The sequence below is a fragment of the Sphingomonas sp. CROZ-RG-20F-R02-07 genome, assembly GCF_022662335.1.
Taxonomy (GTDB): domain Bacteria; phylum Pseudomonadota; class Alphaproteobacteria; order Sphingomonadales; family Sphingomonadaceae; genus Sphingomonas.
This window is the reverse complement of the sequence record NZ_JAKNQJ010000004.1, coordinates 27,670-53,918: the sequence shown is the minus strand read 5'-3', so window position 1 is coordinate 53,918 and position 26,249 is coordinate 27,670. Positions and strand designations below refer to the sequence as shown.

The 26,249-nt window shown below is 67.9% G+C and carries 18 protein-coding genes; 9 read left to right on the top strand and 9 right to left on the bottom strand.

Annotated elements, in window-relative coordinates; translation table 11 throughout:
* Window positions 1-38: 38 nt before the first annotated feature.
* Entirely contained in the window at window positions 39-2,207 is a 2,169-nt protein-coding gene (locus L8H00_RS07890) for a primosomal protein N' (RefSeq protein ID WP_242096760.1), read from the top strand.
* A 160-nt stretch (window positions 2,208-2,367) separates the two neighbouring features.
* Here the strand turns inward: L8H00_RS07890 and L8H00_RS07885 are convergent, their stop codons facing one another.
* From L8H00_RS07885 to L8H00_RS07865, 5 genes are all read right to left on the bottom strand, one after another.
* Window positions 2,368-2,619, bottom strand: a complete 252-nt coding sequence (locus L8H00_RS07885; RefSeq protein ID WP_242096759.1) for an ATP synthase F1 subunit epsilon — start codon at window positions 2,617-2,619, stop codon at window positions 2,368-2,370.
* 11 nt (window positions 2,620-2,630) lie between these two features.
* Window positions 2,631-4,112 carry a F0F1 ATP synthase subunit beta gene (gene atpD / locus L8H00_RS07880; RefSeq protein WP_242096758.1) on the bottom strand — a complete coding sequence of 494 codons (1,482 nt, stop codon included), beginning with the start codon at window positions 4,110-4,112 and terminating at the stop codon, window positions 2,631-2,633.
* A gap of 24 nt (window positions 4,113-4,136) precedes the next feature.
* Window positions 4,137-5,015 (bottom strand): F0F1 ATP synthase subunit gamma, encoded by an 879-nt coding sequence (locus L8H00_RS07875; protein ID WP_242096757.1) that lies wholly within the window; start codon window positions 5,013-5,015, stop codon window positions 4,137-4,139.
* 85 nt (window positions 5,016-5,100) lie between these two features.
* Window positions 5,101-6,630, bottom strand: a complete 1,530-nt coding sequence (atpA, locus tag L8H00_RS07870; protein ID WP_242096756.1) for a F0F1 ATP synthase subunit alpha — start codon at window positions 6,628-6,630, stop codon at window positions 5,101-5,103.
* Window positions 6,631-6,633: 3 nt separating this feature from the next.
* Window positions 6,634-7,188 carry a F0F1 ATP synthase subunit delta gene (locus L8H00_RS07865; RefSeq protein WP_242096755.1) on the bottom strand — a complete coding sequence of 185 codons (555 nt, stop codon included), beginning with the start codon at window positions 7,186-7,188 and terminating at the stop codon, window positions 6,634-6,636.
* A gap of 186 nt (window positions 7,189-7,374) precedes the next feature.
* On the opposite strand from L8H00_RS07865, the gene L8H00_RS07860 reads away from it, so the two are divergent.
* Window positions 7,375-8,646 (top strand): Nramp family divalent metal transporter, encoded by a 1,272-nt coding sequence (locus L8H00_RS07860; protein WP_242096754.1) that lies wholly within the window; start codon window positions 7,375-7,377, stop codon window positions 8,644-8,646.
* Window positions 8,647-8,716: 70 nt separating this feature from the next.
* Window positions 8,717-9,745 carry a bifunctional DNA-binding transcriptional regulator/O6-methylguanine-DNA methyltransferase Ada gene (gene ada, locus L8H00_RS07855; protein WP_242096753.1) on the top strand — a complete coding sequence of 343 codons (1,029 nt, stop codon included), beginning with the start codon at window positions 8,717-8,719 and terminating at the stop codon, window positions 9,743-9,745.
* Here ada and L8H00_RS07850 read toward each other — a convergent pair.
* A complete protein-coding gene (locus tag L8H00_RS07850; protein ID WP_347340718.1) occupies window positions 9,724-11,196 on the bottom strand; it encodes a trypsin-like peptidase domain-containing protein in 1,473 nt (490 codons plus the stop codon). The genes ada and L8H00_RS07850 overlap by 22 nt on opposite strands.
* Before the next feature lie 190 nt (window positions 11,197-11,386).
* Between L8H00_RS07850 and L8H00_RS07845 the strand changes: the two genes are divergently transcribed.
* The 5 genes from L8H00_RS07845 to L8H00_RS07825 all read left to right on the top strand — a co-directional run bounded on the left by L8H00_RS07845 (window position 11,387) and on the right by L8H00_RS07825 (window position 20,773).
* On the top strand, window positions 11,387-12,913 hold the full coding sequence (locus L8H00_RS07845; RefSeq protein ID WP_242096751.1) for a CpaF family protein: 1,527 nt from the start codon (window positions 11,387-11,389) through the stop codon (window positions 12,911-12,913).
* Window positions 12,914-13,309: 396 nt separating this feature from the next.
* On the top strand, window positions 13,310-16,120 hold the full coding sequence (locus tag L8H00_RS07840; RefSeq protein WP_242096750.1) for a TonB-dependent receptor: 2,811 nt from the start codon (window positions 13,310-13,312) through the stop codon (window positions 16,118-16,120).
* Window positions 16,121-16,480: 360 nt separating this feature from the next.
* Complete coding sequence (locus L8H00_RS07835) at window positions 16,481-18,070, top strand: DUF6311 domain-containing protein (protein WP_242096749.1); 1,590 nt, start codon at window positions 16,481-16,483, stop codon at window positions 18,068-18,070.
* A gap of 34 nt (window positions 18,071-18,104) precedes the next feature.
* Entirely contained in the window at window positions 18,105-19,277 is a 1,173-nt protein-coding gene (locus L8H00_RS07830) for a hypothetical protein (protein WP_242096748.1), read from the top strand.
* Window positions 19,274-20,773 (top strand): hypothetical protein, encoded by a 1,500-nt coding sequence (locus tag L8H00_RS07825; protein WP_242096747.1) that lies wholly within the window; start codon window positions 19,274-19,276, stop codon window positions 20,771-20,773. The genes L8H00_RS07830 and L8H00_RS07825 overlap by 4 nt, the downstream gene beginning before the upstream one ends.
* 4 nt (window positions 20,774-20,777) lie before the next feature.
* Here L8H00_RS07825 and phaR read toward each other — a convergent pair whose 3' ends face one another.
* The 3 genes from phaR to L8H00_RS07810 form a co-directional block, all read right to left on the bottom strand.
* Window positions 20,778-21,365, bottom strand: a complete 588-nt coding sequence (phaR, locus tag L8H00_RS07820; protein ID WP_242096746.1) for a polyhydroxyalkanoate synthesis repressor PhaR — start codon at window positions 21,363-21,365, stop codon at window positions 20,778-20,780.
* A gap of 102 nt (window positions 21,366-21,467) precedes the next feature.
* The gene (gene alr, locus L8H00_RS07815) at window positions 21,468-22,523 is read right to left on the bottom strand and encodes an alanine racemase (protein ID WP_242096745.1); all 1,056 of its coding nucleotides are present in this window, start codon (window positions 22,521-22,523) and stop codon (window positions 21,468-21,470) included.
* A 42-nt stretch (window positions 22,524-22,565) separates the two neighbouring features.
* Window positions 22,566-24,149, bottom strand: a complete 1,584-nt coding sequence (locus L8H00_RS07810; protein WP_242097048.1) for an MFS transporter — start codon at window positions 24,147-24,149, stop codon at window positions 22,566-22,568.
* A gap of 179 nt (window positions 24,150-24,328) precedes the next feature.
* Between L8H00_RS07810 and L8H00_RS18965 the strand changes: the two genes are divergently transcribed.
* Window positions 24,329-26,236 (top strand): methyl-accepting chemotaxis protein, encoded by a 1,908-nt coding sequence (locus L8H00_RS18965; protein WP_242096744.1) that lies wholly within the window; start codon window positions 24,329-24,331, stop codon window positions 26,234-26,236.
* The last annotated feature ends 13 nt before the right edge of the window (window positions 26,237-26,249 follow it).

Genomic DNA, 26,249 nt, shown 5'->3' with positions numbered 1-26,249 from the left:
CTTCACCTTGCAGGCGGGGCGCCCCATATACGGCGCCGATGTCCCGCGCCCGCGTCCTGCTCCTCAACGCCGCTCTCGGGCCGCTCGACTATCGCGTGCCGCACGGCATGACGGTGGAGCCCGGATCGGTGGTGATCGCGCCGCTGGGGCCCCGGCAGTTGCTGGGCGTGGCGTGGGAACCGGAGCGGATGCCGTCCGACGCAGAGGTGGGCGACAACCGCCTGCGACCGCTGCTGGGCGTGGCCGGCGTGCCGCCGCTGCGCGCGCCGCTGCGCCGGCTCGTCGAATGGACCGCGGCCTATTATCTCAGCCCTCCCGCCGCGGTGCTGCGCATGACGCTCGCCTCCACCTCCGCGCTGGAGGGCGCGCGCACCGCGACCGAATACCGCGCCACTGGCACCGTCCCGCCCCGCCTCACGCCGCAGCGCGAACAGGCGCTGGCCCGGATCGGCGACCGCCAGGGGCTGATCCGCGAACTGGCGACGATCGCGGAGGTTTCGGACGGGGTGATCCGCGGCCTGGTGAAATCGGGCGCGATCGAGGCGGTGACGGTGGCGATCGACAGCCCCTTTCCCCGGCCCGATCCCGGCCATGCCGTGCCCATCCTCTCGCCCGACCAGCAGGCCGCCGCGGACACGCTGGTGGCTGGCGTCGAGGCGCATGCCTTCGCCCCCACGCTGCTCGACGGCGTGACCGGTTCGGGCAAGACCGAGGTATATTTCGAGGCGGTCGCCGCCGCGATCCGCGCCGGCCGCCAGACGCTCGTCCTGCTCCCCGAGATCGCGCTGACCGAGCCGTTCCTGAAGCGTTTCCACGATCGCTTCGGCTGCGAACCCGTCGCCTGGCATTCGGGCCTGCGCTCGACGCAGCGCCGCCGCGCGTGGCGCGCGATCGCGGACGGGCAGGCGCTGGTCACGGTCGGCGCACGGTCGGCGCTGTTCCTGCCCTATGCCGATCTCGGGCTGATCGTGGTGGACGAGGCGCACGAGACGAGCTTCAAGCAAGAAGAGGGCGTGCATTATCACGCGCGCGACGTGGCGGTGATGCGTGGCAAGTTCGAGCATTGCCCCGTCATCCTCGCCTCCGCCACGCCCGCGATCGAGACGCGCCAGCAGGTGGCGCTCGGCCGCTATGCCGAGCTGAAGCTGCCGGGCCGCTATGGCGTCGCGGAGATGCCGACCATCGAAGCGATCGATCTGATCGAGCAGCCGCCCCAGCGCGGCACCTGGATCGCACCGCCGCTGGTAAAGGCGCTGGAGGAGACGTTCGCCCGGCGCGAACAGTCGCTGCTGTTCCTCAATCGCCGCGGCTATGCGCCGCTCACGCTGTGCCGCACCTGCGGCCACCGCTTCCAATGCCCCAATTGCACCGCGTGGATGGTGGAGCATCGCCTCGTCCGCCGCCTTGCCTGCCATCATTGCGGCCATGTCATGCCGACGCCGCGCGCCTGCCCCGAATGCCAGGGCGAGGACACGCTCGTCGCCTGCGGCCCCGGCGTGGAGCGGATCGCCGACGAGGTGACCACGCTGTTCCCCGAGGCAAAGGTCGCGGTGGTCACGTCGGACACGATCTGGTCCCCCGCCAAGGCGGCCGAGTTCGTCGGGCGGATGGAGGCGGGCGACATCGACATCGTCGTCGGTACGCAGCTCGTGACCAAGGGCTATCATTTCCCCAATTTGACGCTCGTCGGCGTGATCGATGCCGACTTGGGGCTGGAAGGCGGCGACCTGCGTGCGGCGGAGCGCACCTTCCAGCAGATCCGCCAGGTGTCCGGCCGCGCCGGGCGTGGCGCCAAGCCCGGCCGCGTGTTCATCCAGACGCACAGCCCGCGCGCGCGCGTGATGCAGGCGCTGGTGACGGGCGACGCGGACGCCTTCTACCATGCCGAGACCGAGGCGCGGCGAGACGCGGGCGCCCCGCCCTTCGGCCGCTATGCCGCGATCGTGGTGTCGTCCGAAGAGGCCGCCGCCGCGCAGGACGCCGCCACCCGGATCGGCCGCGCCGCGCCCGACGTGGAGGGCATGCACGTCTATGGCCCCGCGCCCGCGCCGCTTTCGATGCTGCGCGGCCGCCATCGCCACCGGCTGCTGGTACACGCTCGCCGTGCGCTCGACGTGCAGGACGTGATCCGCGATTGGCTCGGCGGTGTCGAATGGTCGGCGAAGGTGCGGGTCAGCGTGGACGTGGACCCATATAGCTTTTTATGACCGGGGGCGGTTCGGCGATCAACACGACCCATCCGTTCGCCGGCGAAGACCGGGGCCCAGTTGGGAACCTCCGTGGCTTTCAGAAAAGCTTTTGCAACTGGACCCCGGCCTTCGCCGGGGAACAGTGTAGGAGAATATCGGCTATCGCTCGATAGTCTGCTTACAGCGCGCGTTCGGCCAGCACGGTCAGTCCGCGATCGTTCACTTCGGCGAAACCGCCCTCGATCACGATCGTCTCGGGCGCGGCGCCCTGGGTGCGCTGGATCACCAGCGCACCGTCGCGGATCGTCGACATGACGGGGGCATGGCCCTCCAGCACGCCGAAGTCGCCCTCGGTGCCCGGCACCGTGACCATATACACCTCTTCCGAGCGGATCAGCTTTTCGGGGGTGACGAGTTCGAAATGGAGCATCGGGCTTTCCCTTACGCTTCCTGCGCCATCTTCTCGGCCTTGGCGACGGCTTCGTCGATGCCGCCGACCATGTAGAACGCGCTCTCGGGCAGATGGTCGTATTCGCCGTCGACCACCGCCTTGAACGAGCGGATCGTGTCCTCGATCTGCACGAACTTGCCGGGGATGCCGGTGAAGACCTCTGCGACGTGGAAGGGCTGCGACAGGAAGCGCTGGATCTTGCGAGCGCGCTGCACGGTCAGCTTGTCCTCTTCGGACAGCTCGTCCATCCCGAGGATGGCGATGATGTCCTGCAGCGACTTGTAACGCTGGAGCAGCGACTGAACGGCGCGTGCCGTCTCGTAATGCTCCTGCCCGACCACGCGCGGCTCCAGCACGCGGCTGGTCGAATCGAGCGGATCGACCGCCGGATAGATGCCGAGTTCCGAGATCGCGCGGTTCAGCGTCGTCGTCGCATCCAGATGCGCGAACGAGGTGGCCGGCGCCGGATCGGTGAGATCGTCCGCGGGAACGTAGATCGCCTGGACCGAGGTGATCGAGCCCTTGTTGGTCGAGGTGATCCGCTCCTGCAGCGCACCCATGTCGGTCGACAGCGTCGGCTGATAGCCCACCGCCGACGGGATGCGACCGAGCAGCGCCGACACTTCCGCGCCCGCCTGGGTGAAGCGGAAGATGTTGTCGACGAAGAACAGCACGTCCTGCCCTTCGGTATCGCGGAAATATTCGGCGATCGTCAGACCTGACAGCGCGACGCGCGCACGTGCGCCCGGCGGCTCGTTCATCTGGCCGAACACCAGCGCCACCTTGGAGCCGTCGGGCGTCGGATTGCCGTCCGCATCCTTGGCGATGACGCCCGCGTCGAGGAATTCGTGATAGAGATCGTTGCCCTCGCGGGTGCGCTCGCCGACGCCGGCGAACACCGACACGCCGCCATGGCCCTTGGCGATGTTGTTGATGAGCTCCTGGATCAACACGGTCTTGCCGACGCCGGCGCCGCCGAACAGGCCGATCTTGCCGCCGCGCGCATAGGGCGCGAGCAGGTCGATCACCTTGATGCCGGTGACGAGGATCGCGCTCTCGGTCGACTGGTCGATGAAGGGGGGCGCCTCGGCATGGATCGGCGCGCGCATGTCGGTGCCGACGGGGCCGCGCTCGTCGATCGGCTCGCCGATCACGTTCAGGATGCGGCCGAGCGTCGCGGGGCCGACCGGCACCATGATCTGGCTGCCGGTATCGCGCACGGTCTGCCCGCGGGTCAGACCCTCGGTCGCGTCCATCGCGATCGTGCGCACCGTGTTCTCGCCCAGATGCTGCGCCACCTCGAGCACGAGCCGGTTGCCGTTGTTGTCCGTCTCGAGCGCGGAGAGGATCGCGGGCAGGTTCTCGGGGAAATGCACGTCCACGACGGCGCCGATCACCTGGGCGATCGTGCCGACATTGTTGGTGCGGCCCGTATCCTGGGTCGGGCGGATGTCTTCAGCGGCGGTGGCCATTGCGGTTCTTCCTGCTTGCGATTCTTAGAGCGCTTCGGCGCCCGAGATGATTTCCACCAGCTCGGTCGTGATCGCGGCCTGGCGGGTGCGGTTATACTGGATCGAGAGGCGGTTGATCATGTCGCCCGCGTTCTTGGTCGCATTCTCCATCGCGTTCATCCGGCTGCCCTGTTCGGAGGCGGCGTTCTCCAGCATGGCGCGGAAGATCTGGATGGCGACGTTGCGCGGCAGCAGGTCGGCGAGGATCGCCTCCTCGTCGGGCTCATATTCGACCGCGGCGACGTTGCCGCCGGGCGCCGCCGCATCCTTGGGGATGGCGACCGGGATGATCTGCATGCCGGTCGGCTCCTGCACCAGCGCCGAGACGAACTTGGCGTAGAACAGATGCGCGACGTCGAACTCGCCCGCCTCGAAGCGGCCGATCAGATCCTGCGCCAGGCCCTGCGCATCGCCGAAACCGACGCGCTTGATCCCGCCCAGCTCGTAATCGGCGACGATCTGCGTCGGGTAGAAGCGGCGCAGCACCCGGCCCTTCTTGCCGGCGAGGTAGAAATGCACCGTCTTGCCCGCCGCCTCCAGCGCCTCGGCCTGCTTGCGCGCGGCGCGGACGATGTTGGTGTTGAACGCGCCAGCCAGGCCGCGCTCCGACGTGGCGACGACGATCAGATGCACCTGATCCTTGCCGGTGCCCGCCAGCAGCTTCGGCGAGGATTCGCTGACGCTCACCTTGGAGGCGAGGCTGGCCATCACCTGCTCCAGCCGCTCGGCATAGGGACGGCCGGCGACCGCCGCCTCCTGCGCGCGGCGCAGCTTGGCGGCGGCGACCATCTTCATCGCCTTGGTGATCTTCTGCGTCGACTTCACCGAGCCGATGCGGATCTTGAGGGCCTTGAGAGATGCCATTTAGCGCCTTCGTTCCCCGGCGAAGGCCGGAGTCCAGTCCAGAAGAAAGCCTGATCCCCCGCCTCGGCCGGGGATCAGTCCATGATTACGCGAACGTCTTCGCGAATGCGTCCAACGCCGATTTCAGCCCGGTCTTGGCCTCGTCACCCAGATCGCGCGTGTCGCGGATCTTGGTCAGCACATCGGCGTGGTTGGCGCGCAGATCGGCGATCATCGCCGCCTCGTAGCGCACCACGTCCTCGACCTTCACCGCATCGAGATAGCCTGCGGTGCCGGCGAAGATCGACGCGGTCTGCTCCTCGAAGGGCATCGGCGAGAACTGCTTCTGCTTCAGCAGTTCGGTCAGGCGAGCGCCGCGCGCCAGCAGCCGCTGAGTCGAGGCGTCGAGGTCCGAGCCGAACTGCGCGAACGCCGCCATCTCGCGATACTGCGCCAACTCCAGCTTGATCGAGCCGGACACCTTCTTCATCGCCTTGGTCTGCGCGGCGGAGCCGACGCGGCTGACCGACAGGCCGACGTTGATCGCCGGGCGGATGCCCGCGAAGAACAGGTCGGTCTCGAGGAAGATCTGGCCGTCGGTGATCGAGATCACATTGGTCGGGATGTAGGCCGAGACGTCGCCCGCCTGCGTCTCAATGATCGGCAGCGCGGTCAGCGAGCCGCCGCCATTCGCGTCCGACATCTTGGCGGCGCGCTCCAGCAGACGGCTGTGGAGATAGAACACGTCGCCGGGATAGGCTTCGCGGCCCGGCGGGCGGCGCAGCAGCAGCGACATCTGGCGATAGGCGACCGCCTGCTTCGACAGATCGTCGAACACGATCAGCGCGTGCATCCCGCGATCGCGGAAATATTCGCCCATCGCGGTGCCGGTATAGGGCGCCAGGAACTGGAGCGGCGCAGGGTCCGACGCGGTCGCGGCGACCACGATCGAATATTCCATCGCGCCCTGCTCGGTCAGCGTGCGAACGAGCTGCGCCACGGTCGAGCGCTTCTGGCCGACGGCGACATAGACGCAATAGAGCTTCTTGCTCTCGTCGGTGCCGGCGTTGACGCCCTTCTGGTTGATGAAGGCGTCGATCGCGACGGCGGACTTGCCGGTCTGGCGATCGCCGATGATGAGTTCGCGCTGGCCGCGGCCGACGGGCACGAGCGCGTCGATCGCCTTCAGCCCCGACTGCATCGGCTCGCTGACCGACTGGCGCGGGATGATGCCCGGCGCCTTCACCTCGACGCGGCTGCGCTCGGTCGTCTCGATCGGGCCCTTGCCGTCGATCGGATTGCCGAGGCCGTCGACCACGCGGCCGAGCAGCCCCTTGCCGATCGGCACGTCCACGATCGTGCCGGTGCGCTTGACGACGTCGCCCTCCTTGATCTCGGCATCCGAGCCGAAGATCACGACGCCGACATTGTCGGCCTCCAGGTTGAGCGCCATGCCTTGCACGCCGTTCGCAAATTCGACCATCTCGCCCGCCTGGACGTTGTCGAGCCCGTAGATGCGCGCGATGCCGTCGCCGACGCTCAGCACCTGGCCGGTCTCGGAGACCTGGGCCTGGTCGCCGAAATTGCTGATCTGGTCACGGATGACCTTCGAGATTTCTGCGGCGCGGATATCCATGAATTAGCCTTTCATCGCGTGCGCGAGAGCGTTCAAACGGGTGCGGATCGAGCTGTCGATCATCTGGGAGCCGATGCGGACGACGAGCCCGCCGAGGAGATCGGGATCGACCGAGAGATCGACCGAGACCTCACGGCCGACGCGGGTGCGCAGCTGCTGCTTCAGCGCGTCGACCTGGCCTTCGTCGAGCGGATGCGCCGACGTCACCTCGGCCGCGACCTCGCCGCGATGCGTGGCGGCCAGCGTGCGGAAGGCGCGCATGATCTTGGGCAGTTGGTCGAGCCGGCGGTTTTCGGCCAGCACGCCGAGAAAGCTGCGCGTCGTCGGGTCGAGGCCGAGCTGGTCGGCCGTCTGCGACACCGCCTTGGCGGCGTTGGCGCGCGAGACGAGCGGGCTCGTCGTCAGCGTGCGGAAATCGTCCGAAGCGGAAAGCGCGTCGCGAACCGTCGCGAGGCTCGCCTCGACCCGGTCGATCGCGTTCGCGTCGCGTGCGAGCTCGAACAGCGCCAGCGCATAGCGCCCGCCTAAGCTCGCCTGAATACCGCCGGATGCCTCCACGCGATTCGTTTCCTCGTTGCTCAACATTGCCGGGCCAAGCGACGGGATGGCGCGAAACCGCGCTTGTCGAATGGTGGCCGGCGGTTAGCATCGGCCCCGCGGGGATGCAAGCGGATCGGCCATATCGCTGCCGCGCGGCTGATCGAGGCCAAGGCGGCGGGGGTGCGATCGGGTTAGGGCAAGGGCATGAGCGATCCCCTTCCTTCGTCGCACGGCGGCCTGCTCCGGCGGCTCGGCACCGGGATCATCACCGGCGCCGCGGACGACGATCCGTCCGCGATCGGCACCTATGCGAGCGCCGGCGCGAAGTTCGGCCTGGGATTCCTCTGGATCGCGCCCCTGCTGCTGCCGATGATGTATGTCGTCACCTATCTGTCGGCCAAGCTCGGGCAGGTCTACGGCAAGGGGCTCTTCGCGATCATCCGCGATCGCTATCCGCGCGGGCTGCTGTTCCCGCTGATGGCGGGCGCGTTCGTCGGCAACATCATCGAGGCGGCGGCCAATCTGGGCGGCATGGGCGCGGCGATGGGGCTGCTGGTGCCGATCCCGATCCCGCTGATCGTGGTGGCCGCGGCCACAGGCATCGCGCTGTTCCAGCTGCTCGGTTCCTATGCGCTGATCCGCACGATCTTCCAGGGGCTGACGCTCGCGCTGTTCGCCTATGTCGCTGCCGCGCTGCTGGCGAAGCCCGATTGGGGCGCGGTGCTGCACGCCACCTTCGTGCCGCACGTCGCGTTCACCAGCGACATGCTGGCGATGGTGGTGGCGTGCATCGGCACGTCGCTGTCCGCCTATGTCTATACCTGGCAATCGAACCAGGAGGTGGAAGAGCAGATCGAAGCGGGCCGCACCATGCCCGAACAGCGCAAGGGCGCAACGCGGGCCGAGCTTCGCCATGTGCGGCGCGACGTGCTCACCGGCATGATCTTTTCGAACGTCATCCTCTATTTCATCATCCTGTCGACCGGCGCCACGCTCCACGCGAACGGCCAGACCGATATCGCGAGCGCGGCGCAGGCGGCGCAGGCGCTCCAGCCGCTGGCGGGGCCGGCCGCCAAATATCTGTTCGCGCTGGGCGTGGTCGGCGTCGGCTTTCTCGCCGTGCCGGTGATGACGACGGGCGCGGCCTATGATCTGGTGCAGGGCCTGGGGCGCACCGGCGACCTCAACACCCCGGTGCCGGGCGCGAAGCTCTTCTACGGTACGATCGTGGGCGTGACGGTGCTGGCGGTGGGGCTGAACTTCCTCGGCTTCAATCCGATGCGCGCGCTCGTCTGGTCGGGGATCGTGCAGGGATTTTCCGTGCCGCCGCTGCTGCTCATGATGATGCTGATGACCAACGATCGCGCGGTGATGGGCGCGCAGACCAATGGCTGGGTGACGAACCTGCTGGGCGGCGCGACGGTGCTGGCGGCGTTCGCGGCGACGGCGTGCCTGGTGGTGAGCTGGTGCCGCTGACGGGCGCCCGCAGAGTTCGAACGCAAGCCGCGGGATGCGGTAAGCGGCGGGAGCGCGTACACCGCCGCACATGATCGACGCCGATACCGCCTGGACCGCCTTCGCCGCCCGCGACCGGAGTGCGGACGGCCGCTTCGTCGTCGCGGTGACGACCACCGGCATCTATTGCCGCGCGAGCTGCCCCGCGCGCCGGCCGCTGCGCGCGAACGTCGTGTTCCATCCCGATCCCGCCGCCGCCGAAGCCGCCGGGTTCCGCGCCTGCCGCCGCTGCACGCCCGATACCTTGGCAAGGGACGCGCGTGCGGTGGCCGAGGCGGTCGCGGCCCTGGCGGACGGCCCGATCCCGCTCGATGCGCTGGCCGCGCGCGTCGGCTATGCGCCGCATCATTTCCAGCGGCTGTTCACGCGCGCGACCGGCGTCAGCCCTGCCGCCTGGGCGCGCGGCGTGCGGGCCGCGCAGGTGGCCGAGACGCTCACCGAGGAGACGAACGTGACCGATGCGATCCTGGCGGCCGGCTATGCCGCGCCCAGCCGCTTCTACGACGATGGCGCGAAGCGACTGGGCATGAGTCCCAGCCTGTGGGTGCGCGGCGGTGCCGGCGTCGCCATCCGCTGGACGATCGCGGCCACCGGCCTGGGCCCACTGCTGATCGCCGCCACGGCGAAGGGCCTGTGCCGCGTGGCGTTCGACGAGGATGCCGATGCGCTCGCCGCCCGCTTCCCCGCCGCCACGATCGAGCCGGGCGACGAAGCGCTCGCGACGCTGGCCGCCGACGTCGTGGCCGTGGTCGAAGGGCAGACCCCCGGCGCCCCGCTGCCGCTCGATATCCGCGGCACCGCGTTCCAGGAGGCGGTATGGCGCACGCTCGCCACCATACCGGCGGGCGAGACGCGCAGCTATGCCGAGCTCGCCGCTCTGGCGGGCAACCCGCGCGCGGTGCGCGCCGCGGGCAGCGCGTGCGGCGCGAACCCGGTGGCGGTGATCGTCCCCTGCCACCGCGTCCGCCGCGGCGACGGTGCGCTCGGCGGCTATGCCTGGGGCGTCGCGCGCAAGACCGCATTGCTGGCGCGCGAGCGTCAGCGTTTCGAGCAGGAATAGACCAGCTTTTCGTTGGGGAGCGGCGGCAGCGTGGCGCGGATCGCCTCCTGCTGTTGCGCGATCCGGCTCGCGACCTGCGGATCGGCGCTGCACGCCCGGCCCTGCACCGGCCCCCGTGCCGCGCGCGCCGCCGCCATCCCCGCCTCCGACATCAGATAGCGCGTGTCGGAATAGATCCGCGTCGCCGGATCGAAGCGCAGCGCGGAGATCGTCTGGACGTCGTCGGGCACCACCAGCCGCTCCCAACGCGTGCCGTTGGCGGCGAACTGGGTGCGCCCGTCCGCGCACCCGCCCTGACCCCAGCTCAGCGCGACGTCGGTGCCGGGCGAGACGGTCAGCCGGCTGCGCTCGGGGATCAGCGTGCACGTCATCGCGCCCAACGCCGTATCGGGCGCAGGCGACCCGATCGTCGACGCGCGCGCCTCGGCCGGCACGGTGACGTCGCCCGAGGGGCGCGCCAGGAACACGATCACCGCCGCCAGCATGCCGAGCGTGCCCGCCACCGCCGTCCAGATCGCCGCACGGCGCCGGCCCCGCAATTCGAGCAGCCCCGCGCCGCCGATCGTCAGCGCCCCCGCCACCAGCAACAGCCCGGCCAGCGCCATCACGTTTTCCCGCCCGCGCTCCGCCGCATTGCGCGCCTTGGCCAGCGCATCCTCGCGCGCCATCGCCGCGTGCGTGGCCGCGTCGTGCCGCGCCGTCGTGGCATCGGCGATGCTGCGCGCATCGGCCTCCGCATCCTGGCGCAACCGGTCCTCGATCGAGGTGCAGGCCGTCCCGATCGCGGCGTAAGGCTGTTTGGCGGCGCCTAGGAACCGCGCCAGCTCGCTCTCCGCGATCGCGAAACCGAAATTCGAATCACCCTGTTCACCCTGCGTGATCGCCGAATTGACACCGATCACCCGACCGCAGCGATCGAGCAGCGGCCCACCCGAATTGCCGCGTGCGATGCTGGCGGTGTGGAGCAGCACGTCGACGCCGCTGAGGCTGCGCCGCGCCGAAAAGCCGCCCTCGGAGCGCACCGGCGAGACGGGATGGATATAGTCCGCCGCCGATTGCGCGGTCGCGACGTCGACATTGCCGGGATAGCCGAGCGCCACCACCGCATCGCCCTCGCCCACCGGCCCGGTATAGAGCGCCGCGGGCGGCAGCGTGCCGCCCTTGAACTCGATCAGCGCCAGATCGGTATGCGCGTCATAGGCGACGACATGGCCCTGATAGGATTTCGCGCCCTCGGACGGCACCACGCCGATCACGACATTGGCCGGATAGCGTTCCGCCAGTTCGACTACATGCGCGTTGGTGACGATACGGTTGGGCGCGACCGCGAAGCCGCTGCCATGGCCGAAGCCCACCACCTGCCCATCCACCACCGCGATCGTCACCACGCGCACGACCCCGCGCGCGGTCGCGCCGATATCGTCGGCATGGGCAGGCCCGGGAAGGAGCACGAGGAGCAGGAGAAACGCCAGGCTCGCCCATGTTCCCCGGCGGGGGCCTGCCCCAGGGCAAGCGGATCGGATGAGCAAGGCCAGGCGCATCCCACCGACCTATCGTTCGCACGCCGCGGCGCCAAGCATTGTGGTTAGGCAATTCTTGAAACTTACGCCCTAACCCGGCTGCGACCATGAGGGACAAGGCATGAGCGCGTTCGGGCGTCGAAATGGAGCGGGTGGGCAGCCGGTACGGCCGGCCTTTGGCGTGGCGCGGCCGATGCAGGGCGGCGCCCCGGCGCGGCCCGAGCCCGAGGGTGGCAGCCAGTTTCCGCCGCTCGACACGCTGCCGATGCCCGGCGAAACCGAAGCGCCGATGGGCAACATGCCCGGCACCGCGATGGATGCGATGCAGCGGCTGGCCGATCGTCAGGCCGCGAGCGCCGACTCGGGCAGCAGCAAGAACGAGGGTTTCGAGAACTCGATCCACAAGATCAAGGAACAGGTCCTCCCCCGCCTGTTGGAACGCGTCGATCCGGAAGCCGCGGCGACGCTCGGCAAGGACGAGCTGGCCGAGGAATTCCGCCCGATCATCGGCGAGGTGCTCGCCGAACTGAAGCTGACGCTCAACCGGCGTGAACAGTTCGCGCTGGAAAAGGTGCTGGTCGACGAGCTGCTGGGCCTGGGGCCGCTCGAGGAGCTGCTCGCCGATCCCAACATCACCGACATCATGGTCAACGGCCCCGAGCAGACCTATGTCGAGCGCAAGGGCAAGCTCGAGCTCGCGCAGGTCCAGTTCCGCGACGAGGAGCATCTGTTCCAGATCGCGCAGCGCATCGTCAATTCGGTCGGCCGGCGCGTCGACCAGACCACGCCGCTCGCCGATGCCCGCCTGAAGGACGGCAGCCGCGTCAACGTCATCGTGCCGCCGCTGTCGCTTCGCGGCACCGCGATCTCGATCCGTAAGTTCTCCGCCAAGCCGATCACGCTCGACATGATGGCGGGCGGCGGATCGATGAGCCCCAAAATGGCAACGGCGCTGAAGATCGCCGGCGCCAGCCGCTTCAACGTCGTGATCTCGGGCGGCACCGGCTCGGGCAAGACGACGATGCTGAACGCGCTCTCCAAGATGATCGACCCCGGCGAGCGCGTGCTGACGATCGAGGACGCGGCCGAGCTTCGCCTGCAACAGCCGCATTGGCTGCCGCTAGAGACGCGCCCCGCCAACCTTGAAGGGCAAGGCGAGATCAGCATCCGCGATCTCGTGAAGAACGCGCTGCGTATGCGCCCAGATCGCATCATCCTCGGCGAAATCCGCGGGTCCGAGTGTTTCGACATGCTTGCCGCGATGAACACGGGTCACGACGGATCGATGTGCACGCTCCACGCCAACTCCCCCCGCGAGGCGCTGGCCCGCATGGAAAACATGGTGATGATGTCGGACATCAAGGTGCCCAAGGAAGCGATCAGCCGCCAGATCGCCGATTCGGTCGAGCTCATCATCCAGGTGAAGCGCCTGCGCGACGGCTCGCGCCGCGTCACCAACGTCACCGAGGTGATCGGCATGGAGGGCCCGGTGATCGTCACCCAGGAGCTGTTCAAGTTCGAATATCTCGACGAGAGCGCCGACGGCAAGATCATCGGCGAATATCGCTCGATGGGCCTGCGCCCCTATACGCTCGACAAGGCGCGCCAATATGGCTTCGACCAGGCGTATCTCGAGGCGTGCCTGTAAGCACTGCCGGAATCGATCCGCCGTCTTACCCGACTTTCGCGAGGGCGTTCCCCGAGTTCGATGCGGTTGCCCATGCCCGTCTCGTCGCTCGAGCTTGGGCGCAAGTCCCTTCGCCGATGTAACGTGGCAGCGGACCCCAAAGCATTGGTCTGACATTATAATTGTCATCCTAACGAGCATTTCGACGCAAAATTGTCGCTTCATGTTGCATTAGACTGACAATTTCATTGCAGAGTATATAGGATACGATATGCTAGCCACCTCACTGGGGAGAACACGAGCTTAAAAGGGGGAAGGACTATGGGGACGTCACACCGATCCGCAGCCGAATGCGCCGCGTTGCCCAACTGGAATCGAACCCACGCGAAGCGCAGTCTGCTTCGTTTCGCACTTCTGATGACTGTCGCGCCAGCAGCATTGTCATCGCTTCCGGCGCAGGCACTCGCCGCGCCGATGCAGACCGATCAGACGGACAGCGGCAACCAGAACGTGCCGGATGCCAAGGACGCCAAGTCCGGCAGCGACATCGTCGTCACCGGCGTTCGCCAGAGCCTTGCCAGCGCGGCCACGCTGAAGCGGGATTCGGATTCGATCCTCGATGCCGTCGTCGCGCAGGATATCGGCAAGCTTCCCGACGACAACGCCGCCGAGACTCTGGCGCGCATCGCGGGCGTTCAGGTCCAGCGCTACAATGACGAAGTCAGCGGCATTCTCGTTCGTGGCCTGCCGGACGTCGCGACGTCGTTGAACGGGCGGGAATTCTTCACTGCCGAACAACGCCAGGCCGCCTTGCAGGACTTTCCGTCGCAGGCACTTGCCGCGCTCGAAATCTACAAATCAGGCACTGCGGACCTGATCGAGCCCGGCCTCGCCGGCCTCATCAACGTGCGCACGCGCCGTCCCTTTGATTTCAAAGGACTTGAAATGGCAGGCGGAATCCGCGGCACGTACAACGACCAGAGCCGAAAATTCGATCCGGGCGGCAACATTCTCGTTTCCGACCGCTGGAGCACCGGTATCGGCGAAATCGGTTTCCTAGCGAACGTGACCTATGCCCAGTCGCAATATCACAATGGCATCCGGTTCAACAACACGTACATAACGGATGCGAGCCCGGCTTCCATCATCACGCCGGCGTCGGTCGGCAACAATATCCGATATCCCTATACGGTCGGCCTCTACAATACGAGCGGCAAGCGCGACCGGCCGTCCGGCAATTTCTCAATGCAATGGCAACCCAGCAACGACCTCCAATTCTATCTGGAGGGTATCTATCAGGGATACCGCGAACAAAGCATCGTCGACGACTTCGAAGCCGATCTGCGTGGCGAAAGCGCCACCGGCGCGGCCCCGACGTTATCCGACGTCGTCCTGGTCGACGGCACCCGGCAGGTGAAAAGCCTCACCAAAAGCGGCGGCTACCGTCCGCAGATGTATCGTTCGACCAGCCTCTCCTCGACCGACACCTATCAGGTCGCGATCGGGGGCAAATGGACGACGGGCATCGCCACGCTCACGACTGATGCGGCCTACAGCCATAGCGTCTATCATACCCGCGCGCACAGCATCGATTCCGCGCTGACCACTGCACCGACGATCCAGGCCGATTTCATCAAGGACGGCGGCGTCGCCTTCAGCCTGCCGAACTACGACATCACCAATCCGAACAACTATATCTGGCGCGGCTATTACGAGACCAAGTACCGGACGGCGGGCAACGGTTTTCAGTGGCGCAGCGATCTCGTGCTCGACACCAGCACATGGCCGCTGCTCCACAAACTGCAATTCGGCTATCGCATCACAGATCGCAGTGCCAGCTACCTGTCGGGCAACCGTTACGCCTATACCGAGGATCTGCAGATCCCCTTCGCCAGCCTGCCGATCGGCAAGCTGGTTCTCAGCCAGAACCCGTTCCGCGATCCGGTGCAGGGCTTTACGCAATATCTGGTTCCCTCCTACACGGGGGTTTACAACAACCAGGCCGCCTTGCTCCCGGCATCCCGGCAGGCACTGGCGCAGTTGGTCGCGCTCAATCCGACGGATCAGGGTTACAAGGATGCGCAGACCGCGTTCGCGACCGACGACGTGCAGATCGATCCGGCCAACACCTATCACGCGAGCGAACAGACCTATGCGGCCTATCTGCAGGGCAAATATGGCGTGAACATCGGCTCGATCGTGATCGACGGGGTGGCCGGCCTACGCGCCGTCATCACCCATGGCCTGTATTCGGGCACGTCGCAGATCACCAATAACGGCGTCACGGTCGAGACGCCGCAGCGACTCCGGCAGGATTATCTCGATCTGCTTCCCAATGCCAGCATGCGCGTCAAGTTCACGGACAAACTGCAGCTTCGCCTGGGTTACACCTTCACCCGGACGAAACCGGATTTCGGCGAGCTGGACCCGGCCGTCCAGATCAACCAGGTCATCCGCAATCCGAACAAGCCGATCGATCCCAGCGATCCCACGTCGCGGATCACCGCCACGGGTTCGGGGGGCAACCCCAATCTGCGGCCACTCACGTCGCACAATTACGATGCCAGCCTCGAATATTATTTTTCGAAGTCGGGCTTCGTCAGCGCAGCGCTCTTCTACCGCAACCTCAATGGTTTCATCAACAACTACACGCGTTACGTCGATGATCCCCAATATGGGTTCCTGCAACTGAGCCGCCCCGAAAACGCGGGCGAAGGCAAGATCAAGGGTGCCGAGGTCAACTTCCAGACGTTCTTCGACTTTCTGCCCGGAGCACTCAAAGGCTTCGGCATCCAGACGAACGCCACCTATTTGGACGGCAAGAACCGCACGCCGCAATTCGCGATCGGAACCGGCGCGTTCACCTATGGCGACTTCGTGCAGATCGTGGGCTTGTCCAAATGGGCCTACAACGCCGCGGTCTTCTACGAGAAACACGGCATCACCACACGATTGTCCTACAACTATCGCAATCCCTACATCCGATCCTTCGGCACCGACATTCTCGGCAACCAGACGACGTGGCATACCAAGTCGATCAGCCGTCTGGATTTCTCGTTCAGCTATGACGTGACGAAGCAGTTCACGTTGAGCGTCGATGCGAGCAATCTGCTGGCAAAGCCGTTCAACAACTACACCCAAGATTATTACGGCTATGATTACGCCCAGGATGTCCGTGACGAAGGCCGGTATATCGGCTTCGGACTCCGGTTTCGGTTCGGCAAATAGCCTGGGAACAGCCGCGGCGGACGGACGACGATCCGTCGGCTGCCGTCGCGGTACCACCGGAGAATGCCGAGACCCTCCCGACCCGGCCCGCTATGCTCGCCCGTTCCCAGATGGAGGGGCGAGCATCGTGAAAGCCGATCGCGGACCCGTTTGGACGGTTGGCGTTCCACCGGCTATCCGGCGGTCGCGCAGGAAGGCCACCATTTTACGAGGCGGCTAAACACACGCTTGTGGCCCCTCCCCGGCGACCATCCAACGGGTAGCCGCAGACCCCAGACCGGCTACGCACATCGACGATGATCCCGGCATCCCCCCCCCCCCGTTAACCATTTTTCCGCGCGGTTCGGGCAGAGGACACGCATGTCCCGGATCGTCACGCCCTTTCTCCTCCTGTTGCTGCCGGTCGCGGCATTTCTCGCCTTCTTTCACCCAGCCATCCTTCAGCCCGGCAACACAGGCTGGCTGATCCGCGGCACCGACAATGGCGAGAATGCACTGGGTGCGCATGCCTATTGGCATGATCCGGCCGCGGGCGCTTCCCTCCGGACGGCGACGCTGAACGCGCCCGATGGCGTGCCGCTTCTCTATACCGACAGCAATCCGCTCCTGACGCTGACCGTCAAGCCGTTCGCTGCGCTGCTGCCTGGCGACGCGCAGTTCGTCGGGCCGTTCGTCCTACTCAGCCTCATCCTGCAAGCGCTGGTCGCCTGGCTGCTGCTGCGTCGCCACGCGCCGGGGCCGCTCGCCTTGTGGGTCGGCGTCGTACTGCTCGCCTTTCCACCGACGCTCGCCAACCGGTTCGTCCATATGAACCTGATGGCGCACTGGACCTTCCTGGCGGCGCTCTGGCTGTTTCTCGATGCCGAACGCGGCCATCGGCTGCGATGGTGGGCACCGCTCATTGCGGTGACGGCGATGATCCACAGCTATCTGCTCGTGATGGTGGGGGCCATCTGGGCGTCGGCGATGCTGGTGCGTTTCGTGGACGGCGATCGCCGCACGCGCTGGGCAACTCTTGTACAGACGATCTTCATCCTCGCGCTTGTCGGCGTGATCGCCCGGTGGCTCGGCGTTGGCGAGCAGGTGCCCGCCGGCAATTTCGGCGTGTTCGCGATGCCGCTCGACGCCTTATGGAATCCGGGCCTCGACAATTTTTCCAACCTGCTGCCGACGCGCGCACGGAGCACCGAGCAAAGCTTCGAAGGTTTTCAGTATCTCGGCGCGGGGGGGCTGATGCTCGTCGCGGCGGCGATCGCCATCGCCCGGATCCGGCCCGCGCGCGAAGGCGAGCGGGCCGTCGCCCAACGGTTGCGCGGCCTGGTTCCGGCGTTGATCGTACTTGCGATCCTCGCCATCGCGCGGTTGCCGCTGCCGCCCGTCATGCTGGCGATACTGGATCCGGTGCGCGCGTCGGGTCGGCTGTTCTGGCCGATCGGCTATGTGCTGGTGCTGATGGCGGTGCTGTCCGTGTACCGGCTTTCCGCGGAGCGCGCCGCCTTCGTGCTGATCGGCGCCATCGCGCTTCAAGTGATCGACCTGACCGGCATGGCCGGCGCGATCCGCGCGCAGAGTCGGGAGGCCGATCGCCACCGGCTCTACGTGCGAACGCGCGATCCCCGCTGGTCTCGCGTGATCGGCGATTCGCGGTCGGTGGCGTTCATTCCCGGCGACGTGACCCGCAATCTCAGCCTATTCCAGGAAGTCGCCTGGCGTGCGGTCGACGCCGGGCGGCCGGTGACCAGCGTCTATGCCGCACGGACCAGCCGGGCCACGACACGGCGCCTCGAAGCCGAAAGGGCCGCGTTCGATCGCGGCGCGCTGGTTCCCGGGCGGCTTTACGTGCTGATAGCGCCGGTCCCGATCCCGGTGATTGCTGGGTCGCGCGTGCTGACATTGGACGGTGTGACGCTGGTCCTGCCGATCGCCGCACCTCCCGGCCGCCAGCAGTAGCCGCCGCCGCCCGATCCGGCTACGCACACCGGCGATGATCCGGCTGTTCCTCCCGCTGTGCCTGTTGCTCCTGGGAGCGGCGCCCGGCGGATCGGACGGCGTGGTGCGGCTGGCGATCGACAGCGAGCAGCGCTGGGTGCCGTTCGATCTCACCCCCGGCAACCAGATCCGCTTTCGCCTGACGCTCGACGGCCGGCTGCTGACCGGTATTCTCGACACCGGCGTCAGCTATTCGGTGCTGGCCAGGGCGTCGCCCGCCGCCGATCCCGCGCGCGTGCTGAGCGGCGGCAGCGCGACGGCGATCGGCGGTGCGGTGGCGGTCGGCTGGCTGCCCACCGATCGGCTCGCCTTTGGCGGACTGGTGCGCAGCGGCGGCGGGGCGAGCGTCGCGGCGCTGCCCGCGATCGCCACCGGCAGCGCGCAGCCGGTCGACATGCTGATCGGGCGCGACGTGCTGGCGGGCACGGCGCTCGACATCGATTATGCCAACAAGCGCTTCCGCCTGTTGCGGTCGGGCCGGATGCCGTTCACCGGCGCCAGCGCGCCGCTCGCCATCTCGCCAGGGCGTCATGTCTATGAAAGCGCGCTCGCGATCGACGGCCGCGTGCTCGCGCCGATGGTGGTCGACACCGGCGACGGGTCCGCGATCACGCTCTCTGCGCTCGCCTGGCGCCGCGCGGCGGTGGCGGGCGTGGCCACCACCAGCGCGATCTCGTTCGGGCTGGCGGGTCCCATCGTCAGCGGGCTGGCGATCGTGCCGCATGTGTCGCTCGGCGACGGCGACGCCCATGACGTCGAGGTGCGGATCGAGCCACAGGGCGGTTTTTCGCAGGCAATCGGCGTGGCCGGGCGGATCGGATCGGGGTTTCTCCAGCGCTATCGCGTGCTGCTCGATCCGGGCGCCGGACGCATGGTGCTGAGCCGCAACACGGCGGTGGATCCGCCCCCCCTGCGATCGACCAGCGGCCTGTTGCTGGGGCTGGAACAGGATCGGCTGAGGGTCCTCCACGTCATGCGCGGCGGACCGGCCGCCGCTGCCGGATGGGCAGCGGGCGAAACGATCTGCGCGATCGACGGCCAGCCGGTCGCCGCGGATTATGCGACGAGCCCGATGGCGGCCTGGTCGGTCGGCGCGCCCGGCACGCGCGTGGCGCTCACGCTGTGCGACGGTACGCGACGCGGGCTGACGCTGGCGCATTTCTATTGAGCGACCGGCGCCCCCGTCTGCTGCGCCGCGGTGCGCAGGATCATCTTCGCGGCGGTGCGGCGGCGCTGTTGCTGCTCGCGGTGCTGCTGCGCGCGTGGGATTTCGGCAATCCGGTGATCCATGTCGACGAGCAATATTATCTGCTCGTCGGCGACCGCATGCTGCACGGCGCGGTGCCCTATGTCGACATCTGGGATCGCAAGCCGATCGGGCTGTTCCTCCTGTTCGCCGCGATCCGGCTGCTGCCGGGCGACGGCGTGCTGGCTTATCAGCTCGCCGCCTGCGCCGCTGCGGCGGTGACCGCGATCGTGGTGCGGCAGGCCGCCCGGACGCTGGGCGCGCGCGACGTCGGCGCGGTGGCGGCGGGCGCGGCGTATCTGATCGGGCTGTCGCTGCTCGGCGGACGCGGCGGCCAGGCGCCGGTGTTCTACAATCTGCTGATCGCACTGGGCGGCTGGTGGATGTTGCGGCTGCCGCGCCTCGCCGAGCGGCACCGGACCGGCGCGATCGTGGCGAGCGGCCTGGCCACCTGCCTGCTGGCCGGCGTGGCGATCCAGATGAAATACACGCCCGGCTTCGAAGGCGCGTTTTTCGGCTGCGCGCATCTCTGGGCGCTCCGCCGTGCGGGGGCGCGGTGGCGCGTGACGGTGCCGGCCGCGCTTCTGTGGATGCTGGCGGGCGCCGGCCCGACGATCGCCGCGATCGGCTGGTACGCCGCGCACGGCGCCTATGCCGCGTGGCGCTTCGCCAATGTCGATTCGATCGGCCTGCGCGCGGGGTATCCGGCGGGCGAGCTCGCGATGCGGCTGCTCGGCATCGGGGCGCAGCTTGCGCCGCTGATGATCGGGGCGGGGCTGGCCTGGCGCTGGCGGCCCCGCGCCGGCGCGGGGGCCGGTGCGGCGCGGCTGGCCTTGCTGTGGCTCGCCGCGGCGCTCGCCGGCTTTTTCGCGATCGGCACCTTCTTCGATCATTACGCGCTGCCGCTGCTCGCCCCGCTCGCGGTCGCGGCCGCACCCGCGCTCGGCCGCGCGCCGCGGCTGCTGGTGGCGACGCTCGGGCTGATGCTCACGCTCTTCGCCGTCGAGCGCGCCTTCATGCCCGCCGACGGACCGAACGCGCGCGCGGTGGCGGCGGTGGTGAAGGCCAATTCGGGCGGCGGCTGCCCCTATGTCTTCATCGGCGACACCGCGACCTATCTGCTGGCCGACGCCTGCCTGCCGACCGGCTATGCCTTTCCCAACCTGCTCGCCTATACGACCGAACGCGGCGCGACCGGGATCGACGAGGGCGCCGAAGTGCGCCGCATCCTCGCCACGCGGCCGCCGGTGATCGTCACCTCGACGCGCGTGCTGTCGATCTGGAACCCGGCCAGCCTGTTCGCGGTGAAGGCCGCGCTCGCGCGCGATTACCGGCTGGTGTTCGCGCGGCCGCGCGCCGGCTGGCGCACCCTCGTCTATCTGCGCCGCGACCGGCCCTACCGCGCACCGCGGCCCTGAACGCTCAGCCGAGCTTGTCGACCTTGGCCTTCAGGCTGGCGAGTTCGGCCTTGAGATCGGCGATCTCGGCATCCTTGGAAGCGGGCGCCGCGCCGCTCCCCATGCCCGTGCCGGCATGCCCGGCCGCGCCGCCCTCGGGCTTGAACGCCTTGGTCGCGGCATCGAGCATCGCCATGTTGCGCTTGGCCATCTCGGCCAGCGGCGTGCCCGCGAAGGGCCCCTGCGCCAGCGCGCCCTCGACGGCGGATTTGAACTGTTCCTGGTTGCGGCGAAAGCTCTCCATCGACGCTTCGAGATAGCCCGGCACCATCGCCTGCATGGAATCGCCGTACATCGCGATCAATTGGCGCAGGAAATTCACCGGCAGCATCGTCTCGCCGCGGCTTTCCTCCTCCATGATGATCTGGGTGAGGATGGTGTGGGTGATGTCCTCGTCGGTCTTGGCGTCGACCACCTTAAAGTCGCGCCCCTCGCGCGTCATCGCCGCCAGATGCTCGAGCGTGATGTAGGACGACGTCTCGGTGTTGTAGAGCCGGCGATTGGCGTATTTCTTGATGACGACCGGCCCCACTCCGGCATTCTGCTTCTTCATGGCAGCCCCCCCCCACGGTGATTTGGGACGACGCTAGGCGTTCCGATCCCGCACCGCAACATGGTCGGGTGGCGATGCGCATTGCCGGGAGCACGGCATGGTTCAGGAAGAGCTGAACGATCGTTCCAATCTCCCCCCCAAAGACGTCAGCAGCTCATATTGCGACATACCCGACGCGGTCGCCGCTTCCGGCAGCGCGAAGGCCAGATCGACCCAGTCGCCTTCGGCCAGGGCCGCAGCCGCGCCGACGTCGATCATCAGCAGGTCCATCGAGACGCGGCCGATCACCGGACAGGGGGCGCCCCCCGCCAGCGCGACGCCGCGGTCGGAGAAACCGCGGAAATAGCCGTCCGCATAGCCGATGTTCAGGATCGCCACTTCGGTCGGCGCCGGTGCCGTCCAGGTGGCGTTGTAGCCGACCGTCTCGCCCGGCGCGACGCGACGGCGTTGCAGCACTTGCGCCTGCGGATAGGCCACTTGGCGAATGCGCCCTGCGAATTCGGCCCGCGGCACGCCGCCGTACAGCGCGAGGCCCGGTCGCGTCAGGTCGAAGGCATAGTGCGGACCGAGCGCGATGCCGGCCGAATTGGCGAGGCTCATCCGCCGCGCGCCGGTTACGCCCGCCAGCGCGGCGAAGGCGGTGCGCTGGCGTTTGTTCATCGCCGAATCCTCGTCGGCGCAGGCGAGATGGCTCATCAGCGTCTCGACCGCGAGCCCCGCGATCAGGCCGCCGCGCACCTCCTCGGCCGACACGCCGAGCCGGTTCATGCCGGTATCGACCATCACGTCGCACGCGCCGCCGCCCGCCGCCCGCCACCGCGCGACCTGCTGCGCGGTGTTCAGCACCGGCCGCGCGAACCCCGCACGCGCGGCGGCCATGTCCTCGTCGCGGACGCCGTGCAGCACCGAGACCGACAGGCCGAGCGCCGCCAGCGCCTGCGCCTCGCCCCAGGTGGCGACGAAGAAATCGCGCGCACCCGCCGCCGCCAGCCGCGCCGCGACGGCGGTAGCGCCGAGACCATAACCATCCGCCTTTACCGCCGCGCCGCACGCGGCCGGGCCGCTCATCGCCGCCAGCGTGCGCCAATTGTCGGTCAGCGCGGCACCATCGAGACGCAGGCGCAGGGGTGAGGAGATGGGGGCAAGGGAGATCGGCATCACCGCGCCGCGGTAGGCCCCGCGCGCCGCCCGGTCGAGCGGCTATCGGCCGTGCGTGCGCTCGTCGAGCCCGAACAGCGTCACCACCAGCGCCATTCCCACCACCGCGATCGTGTACCACAGCCCGGCGAAGGGATCGCCCGTCCGCGCCACGATATATTGGCTGACCAGTGGCAGGAAGCCGCCGAAATAGCCGGTGCCGATATGATAGGGAATCGACAGCGAACTGTAGCGGATCGCCGGCGGGAACATTTCCGCCAGAAGCGCCGCCACCGGGCCGTAGGTGATGCCTGACAGCGCGCCCAGCGCAAGGATCGCGATCAGGATCGCCACCAGATTGCGCGGCGGCGGAGTCACTTTCACCAGATCATAGCCCGCCCCGGCCAGCGCCCGGTCCAGCCCCGCGGGCGACAGGTCGCCCACGGGCACGCCACCGATCGTCACCACGGTCGCCGGGGTGGTGCGCTTGGTATAGGCGACGCCCTTCTTGGAGAAATAATCGAGCAGCCGCCCGCAGGCATCGGCTTGCTGCGCGGCGAACGGGCTGTAGCGGCAGGCCGGGCCCGACACCACGACGGGCGCGGCCCGCGCGGCTTGCGACAGCGCGGGATTGGCGGCCGCGCCGATCGCCCAGAAGATCGGGAAGAGCAGCACGATCGTCAGCGCATAACCGATGACGATCGGCCGCTTGCGCCCGATCCGGTCCGACAGCCGCCCGAACGCGACGAACCACACCAGCCCCATCAGCGCGCCCGCGCCGACGATCAGTTGCGCCGTCGTCTCCTCGACGCGCATCGTACCCTGCAGGAACGACAGCACGGTGAACATCGCGGTGTACCAGATCACCGTCAGTCCCGCCGCGATGCCGAACAGCGCGACCAGCATGCGCTTCAGATTGCCCGGATGCGTGAAGCTCGCCGCGATCGGGTTGCGCACCCGCTCGCCCGCGGCGCGCATCGCGACGAACACCGGGCTTTCGGAAAGCTTCAGCCGCATCCAGAGCGACACCGCCAGCAGCAGCAGCGAGAAGAGGAACGGGATCCGCCATCCCCACGCATCCCACATCCCCACCGGCGCCATGGCCTTGGTAACCAGCACGACCGCGAGGCTGAGGATGAATCCGCCGACGACGCCCGCCTGGATGAAGCTGGTGTAGAAGCCCGCCTTGCCCGGCGGCGAATGTTCGGCGACATAGATCGCAGCCCCGCCATATTCGCCGCCCAGCGCCAGCCCCTGCGCGATGCGCAGCAGGATCACGATCGCGGGCGCCGCGAGGCCGATCGCCGCGGCAGACGGCACCAGCCCGACGCCCGCCGTGGCGATCCCCATCAGCGCGATCGTGACGAGAAATGTGTATTTGCGCCCGAGCCGATCGCCCAGATAACCGAAGAGCACCGCGCCGAGGGGGCGGAACCCGAACCCCACCGCAAAACCCGCCCAGGCGAGCAGCGTCTGCGCGATGGGGCTGCCGGCGGGAAAGAAGGTCCGCCCGATGATGCCGCTGGCGGCCAGCGTGCCGTAGATGAAGAAATCATACCATTCGAACACGGTGCCGAGCGCGGAGGCGGTGATGACCAGACGGATGTCGGCCCGCGTGGGTGCCCCCCCGCCCTGCCGTGCGGCCATCGTCCCCTGCTCCACGCCCGTCTCCTTATCCGCGTCGATGTTTAGCGGCATCGCGCCGGCCGGCAAGGCGAAGCGCAGCGCGCCACCGCTCGGGCGGAGCCGTTCCCGATCGATCCACCGCCGGGCCCGGCGCTGCTGCGGCAAAATATATATTAACTCTGGTATGTTAGGCCGAGTGCGTGACCGTTTCGTCTCCCGCCCTGCTCCGGCGCTTCAAGCCTGGCCTGCACGATCTGCGTGGACCGCGCTTCGCGGTCACGATGCCGTTGCTCGCGATGGCGGGGATCGCCCTGCTCAGTTCCGCCGTCGTGATCGCGTTCCTCATCACGCATGCGAACCTCGACGCCAATATGCGCGCGGCCTCGACGATCCACGGTGCGGTCGACCGCGAACGATCGCGGATCAGCAACGAGACCTTCATCAACTCCCATTGGAACGACGCCGCCAGCCACGTCTATGGGACGATGGACCAGAGGTGGATCCAGTCCAATTACGGAACGCCGATCGCGCGCAACTATATTCTGGATGCCCGCGGTCACACGCTGTTCGGCCATCTGCCGAAGCGAAACGTGCCGCCGCTCGACCGGATGATCTCGCCTTCGACGATGGCGCAGTTGCTCGCGCGCATCCCCGCCACCGAACAGGCGGTGCGCAAGAGGAACGACGCGACGGTGCTCCTCACCCGGTTCGGCAAAATGCCCGCGTTGATCGCATTCTCGCCGATCGTGCGCGAAGATGGGGCGGCGCAGTTCGATCGCCACAACTATCGCATCTTCGTCGACATCCGCCTCCTCGATTCCAGCCTCCTGCACGAATGGTCGAGCGGCTTCGGCCTGCCCGATCTTCGCCGCTTGCCGCCCGACGATTCCGACCCGTCCGACGCGCAGACCGACCTGACCGATTGGAGCGGGCACGTCGTCGCCACGCTGACCTGGAGCCGGCTGACGCCCGGGTTCGAATCCTTCTATGCGATCCTGCCGCTGATCGCCGGCTGCATCCTGATCTTCCTGGCGATCACCGCCCTGCTGATCCGCCGCGTGCTCGGCCTGAACACCCGGTTGGAAGACAAGTCGCGCTCCGCCGAACGCGCCGCTCGCGAAGAGCAGGCGGCGCGCCTCGAAGCCGAAAACGCGCTGGCGGAAGCGCGCCGCGCGCGCCGCGAAAGCGAGGAACAGGTGCTGCGGCGCGTGGAGGCCGAGGAGCGGCACCGCGCGGCCATGATCGCGGCGTCGTGCGCGGTGGCCGACGGGCTTGAAGACGATATCGCCTCGTTGATCGACAGCCTGCGCATGTCGGCGACCGAACTGGATGCCAGTGCCGACCGGACGCTGTCCAACATCGTCGAGCAGCAGAAACAGGCGGAGACCGCGCAGACGATCTCCGCGCATACCAGCGAGGTGACGTGCACCATGCTGGACCGGCTGCGCACGATCGCGGCGAGCGTCGAATCGGTCGGCGATGCCGCGCGTCATTCGGCCGAGATGATGATCGAAGCGGCGCGCCATTCGACGACCGCGCAGGCGGCGAGCGAGACGCTGAGCCGCAGCGTCGCCTCGATCCAGCAGGCCTCGCTTCATATCAGCGGGATCAGCCGCGCGACCAAGCTGCTGGCGCTGAACGCCACGATCGAGGCGGCGCGCGCGGGCGAGATGGGGCGCGGCTTCGCGGTGGTGGCGCAGGAGGTGAAGAGCTTTTCGCAGCAGGCCGCGCGCACCACCGACCAGATCGCCGAACGCATCCGCGACATCACCCAAGCCTCGGATTCGGCGGCGGGCGTGAGCAACACCCTGGCCTGCGCACTCGAAGCCGGACGGACGTCGGCCACGCAGACGATCGAGATCACCCGGCATCAGCACAGCACCAATGACGAGCTTCAGGGCATGATCGCCCTGCTCGAGAGTGCCACGCTCGAAACCCGCGAAGCCCTCACCGCGCTCGACGGCAGGTTCGCCCAGACCGCCAGCGTGGCCAACCAGACCCGCCTGATCGGCTCCGACATCCGCGCCCGCACCGAGAGGCTGCAGCAGGAATGCGGCCGGATCATCGCGAAATTGCGCACCACGATGGGCGCAGCGGAACTGGGCTGAGCGCTAGGCGGCG

Coding starts and splice junctions, on each gene's coding strand:
- L8H00_RS07890 (WP_242096760.1), top strand. CDS start 39: ATGTCCCGCGCCCGCGTCCTGCTCCTCAACGCCGCTCTCGGGCCGCTC.
- L8H00_RS07885 (WP_242096759.1), bottom strand. CDS start 2,619: ATGCTCCATTTCGAACTCGTCACCCCCGAAAAGCTGATCCGCTCGGAA.
- atpD (WP_242096758.1), bottom strand. CDS start 4,112: ATGGCCACCGCCGCTGAAGACATCCGCCCGACCCAGGATACGGGCCGC.
- L8H00_RS07875 (WP_242096757.1), bottom strand. CDS start 5,015: ATGGCATCTCTCAAGGCCCTCAAGATCCGCATCGGCTCGGTGAAGTCG.
- atpA (WP_242096756.1), bottom strand. CDS start 6,630: ATGGATATCCGCGCCGCAGAAATCTCGAAGGTCATCCGTGACCAGATC.
- L8H00_RS07860 (WP_242096754.1), top strand. CDS start 7,375: ATGAGCGATCCCCTTCCTTCGTCGCACGGCGGCCTGCTCCGGCGGCTC.
- ada (WP_242096753.1), top strand. CDS start 8,717: ATGATCGACGCCGATACCGCCTGGACCGCCTTCGCCGCCCGCGACCGG.
- L8H00_RS07845 (WP_242096751.1), top strand. CDS start 11,387: ATGAGCGCGTTCGGGCGTCGAAATGGAGCGGGTGGGCAGCCGGTACGG.
- L8H00_RS07840 (WP_242096750.1), top strand. CDS start 13,310: ATGACTGTCGCGCCAGCAGCATTGTCATCGCTTCCGGCGCAGGCACTC.
- L8H00_RS07835 (WP_242096749.1), top strand. CDS start 16,481: ATGTCCCGGATCGTCACGCCCTTTCTCCTCCTGTTGCTGCCGGTCGCG.
- L8H00_RS07830 (WP_242096748.1), top strand. CDS start 18,105: ATGATCCGGCTGTTCCTCCCGCTGTGCCTGTTGCTCCTGGGAGCGGCG.
- phaR (WP_242096746.1), bottom strand. CDS start 21,365: ATGAAGAAGCAGAATGCCGGAGTGGGGCCGGTCGTCATCAAGAAATAC.
- alr (WP_242096745.1), bottom strand. CDS start 22,523: ATGCCGATCTCCCTTGCCCCCATCTCCTCACCCCTGCGCCTGCGTCTC.
- L8H00_RS07810 (WP_242097048.1), bottom strand. CDS start 24,149: ATGGCCGCACGGCAGGGCGGGGGGGCACCCACGCGGGCCGACATCCGT.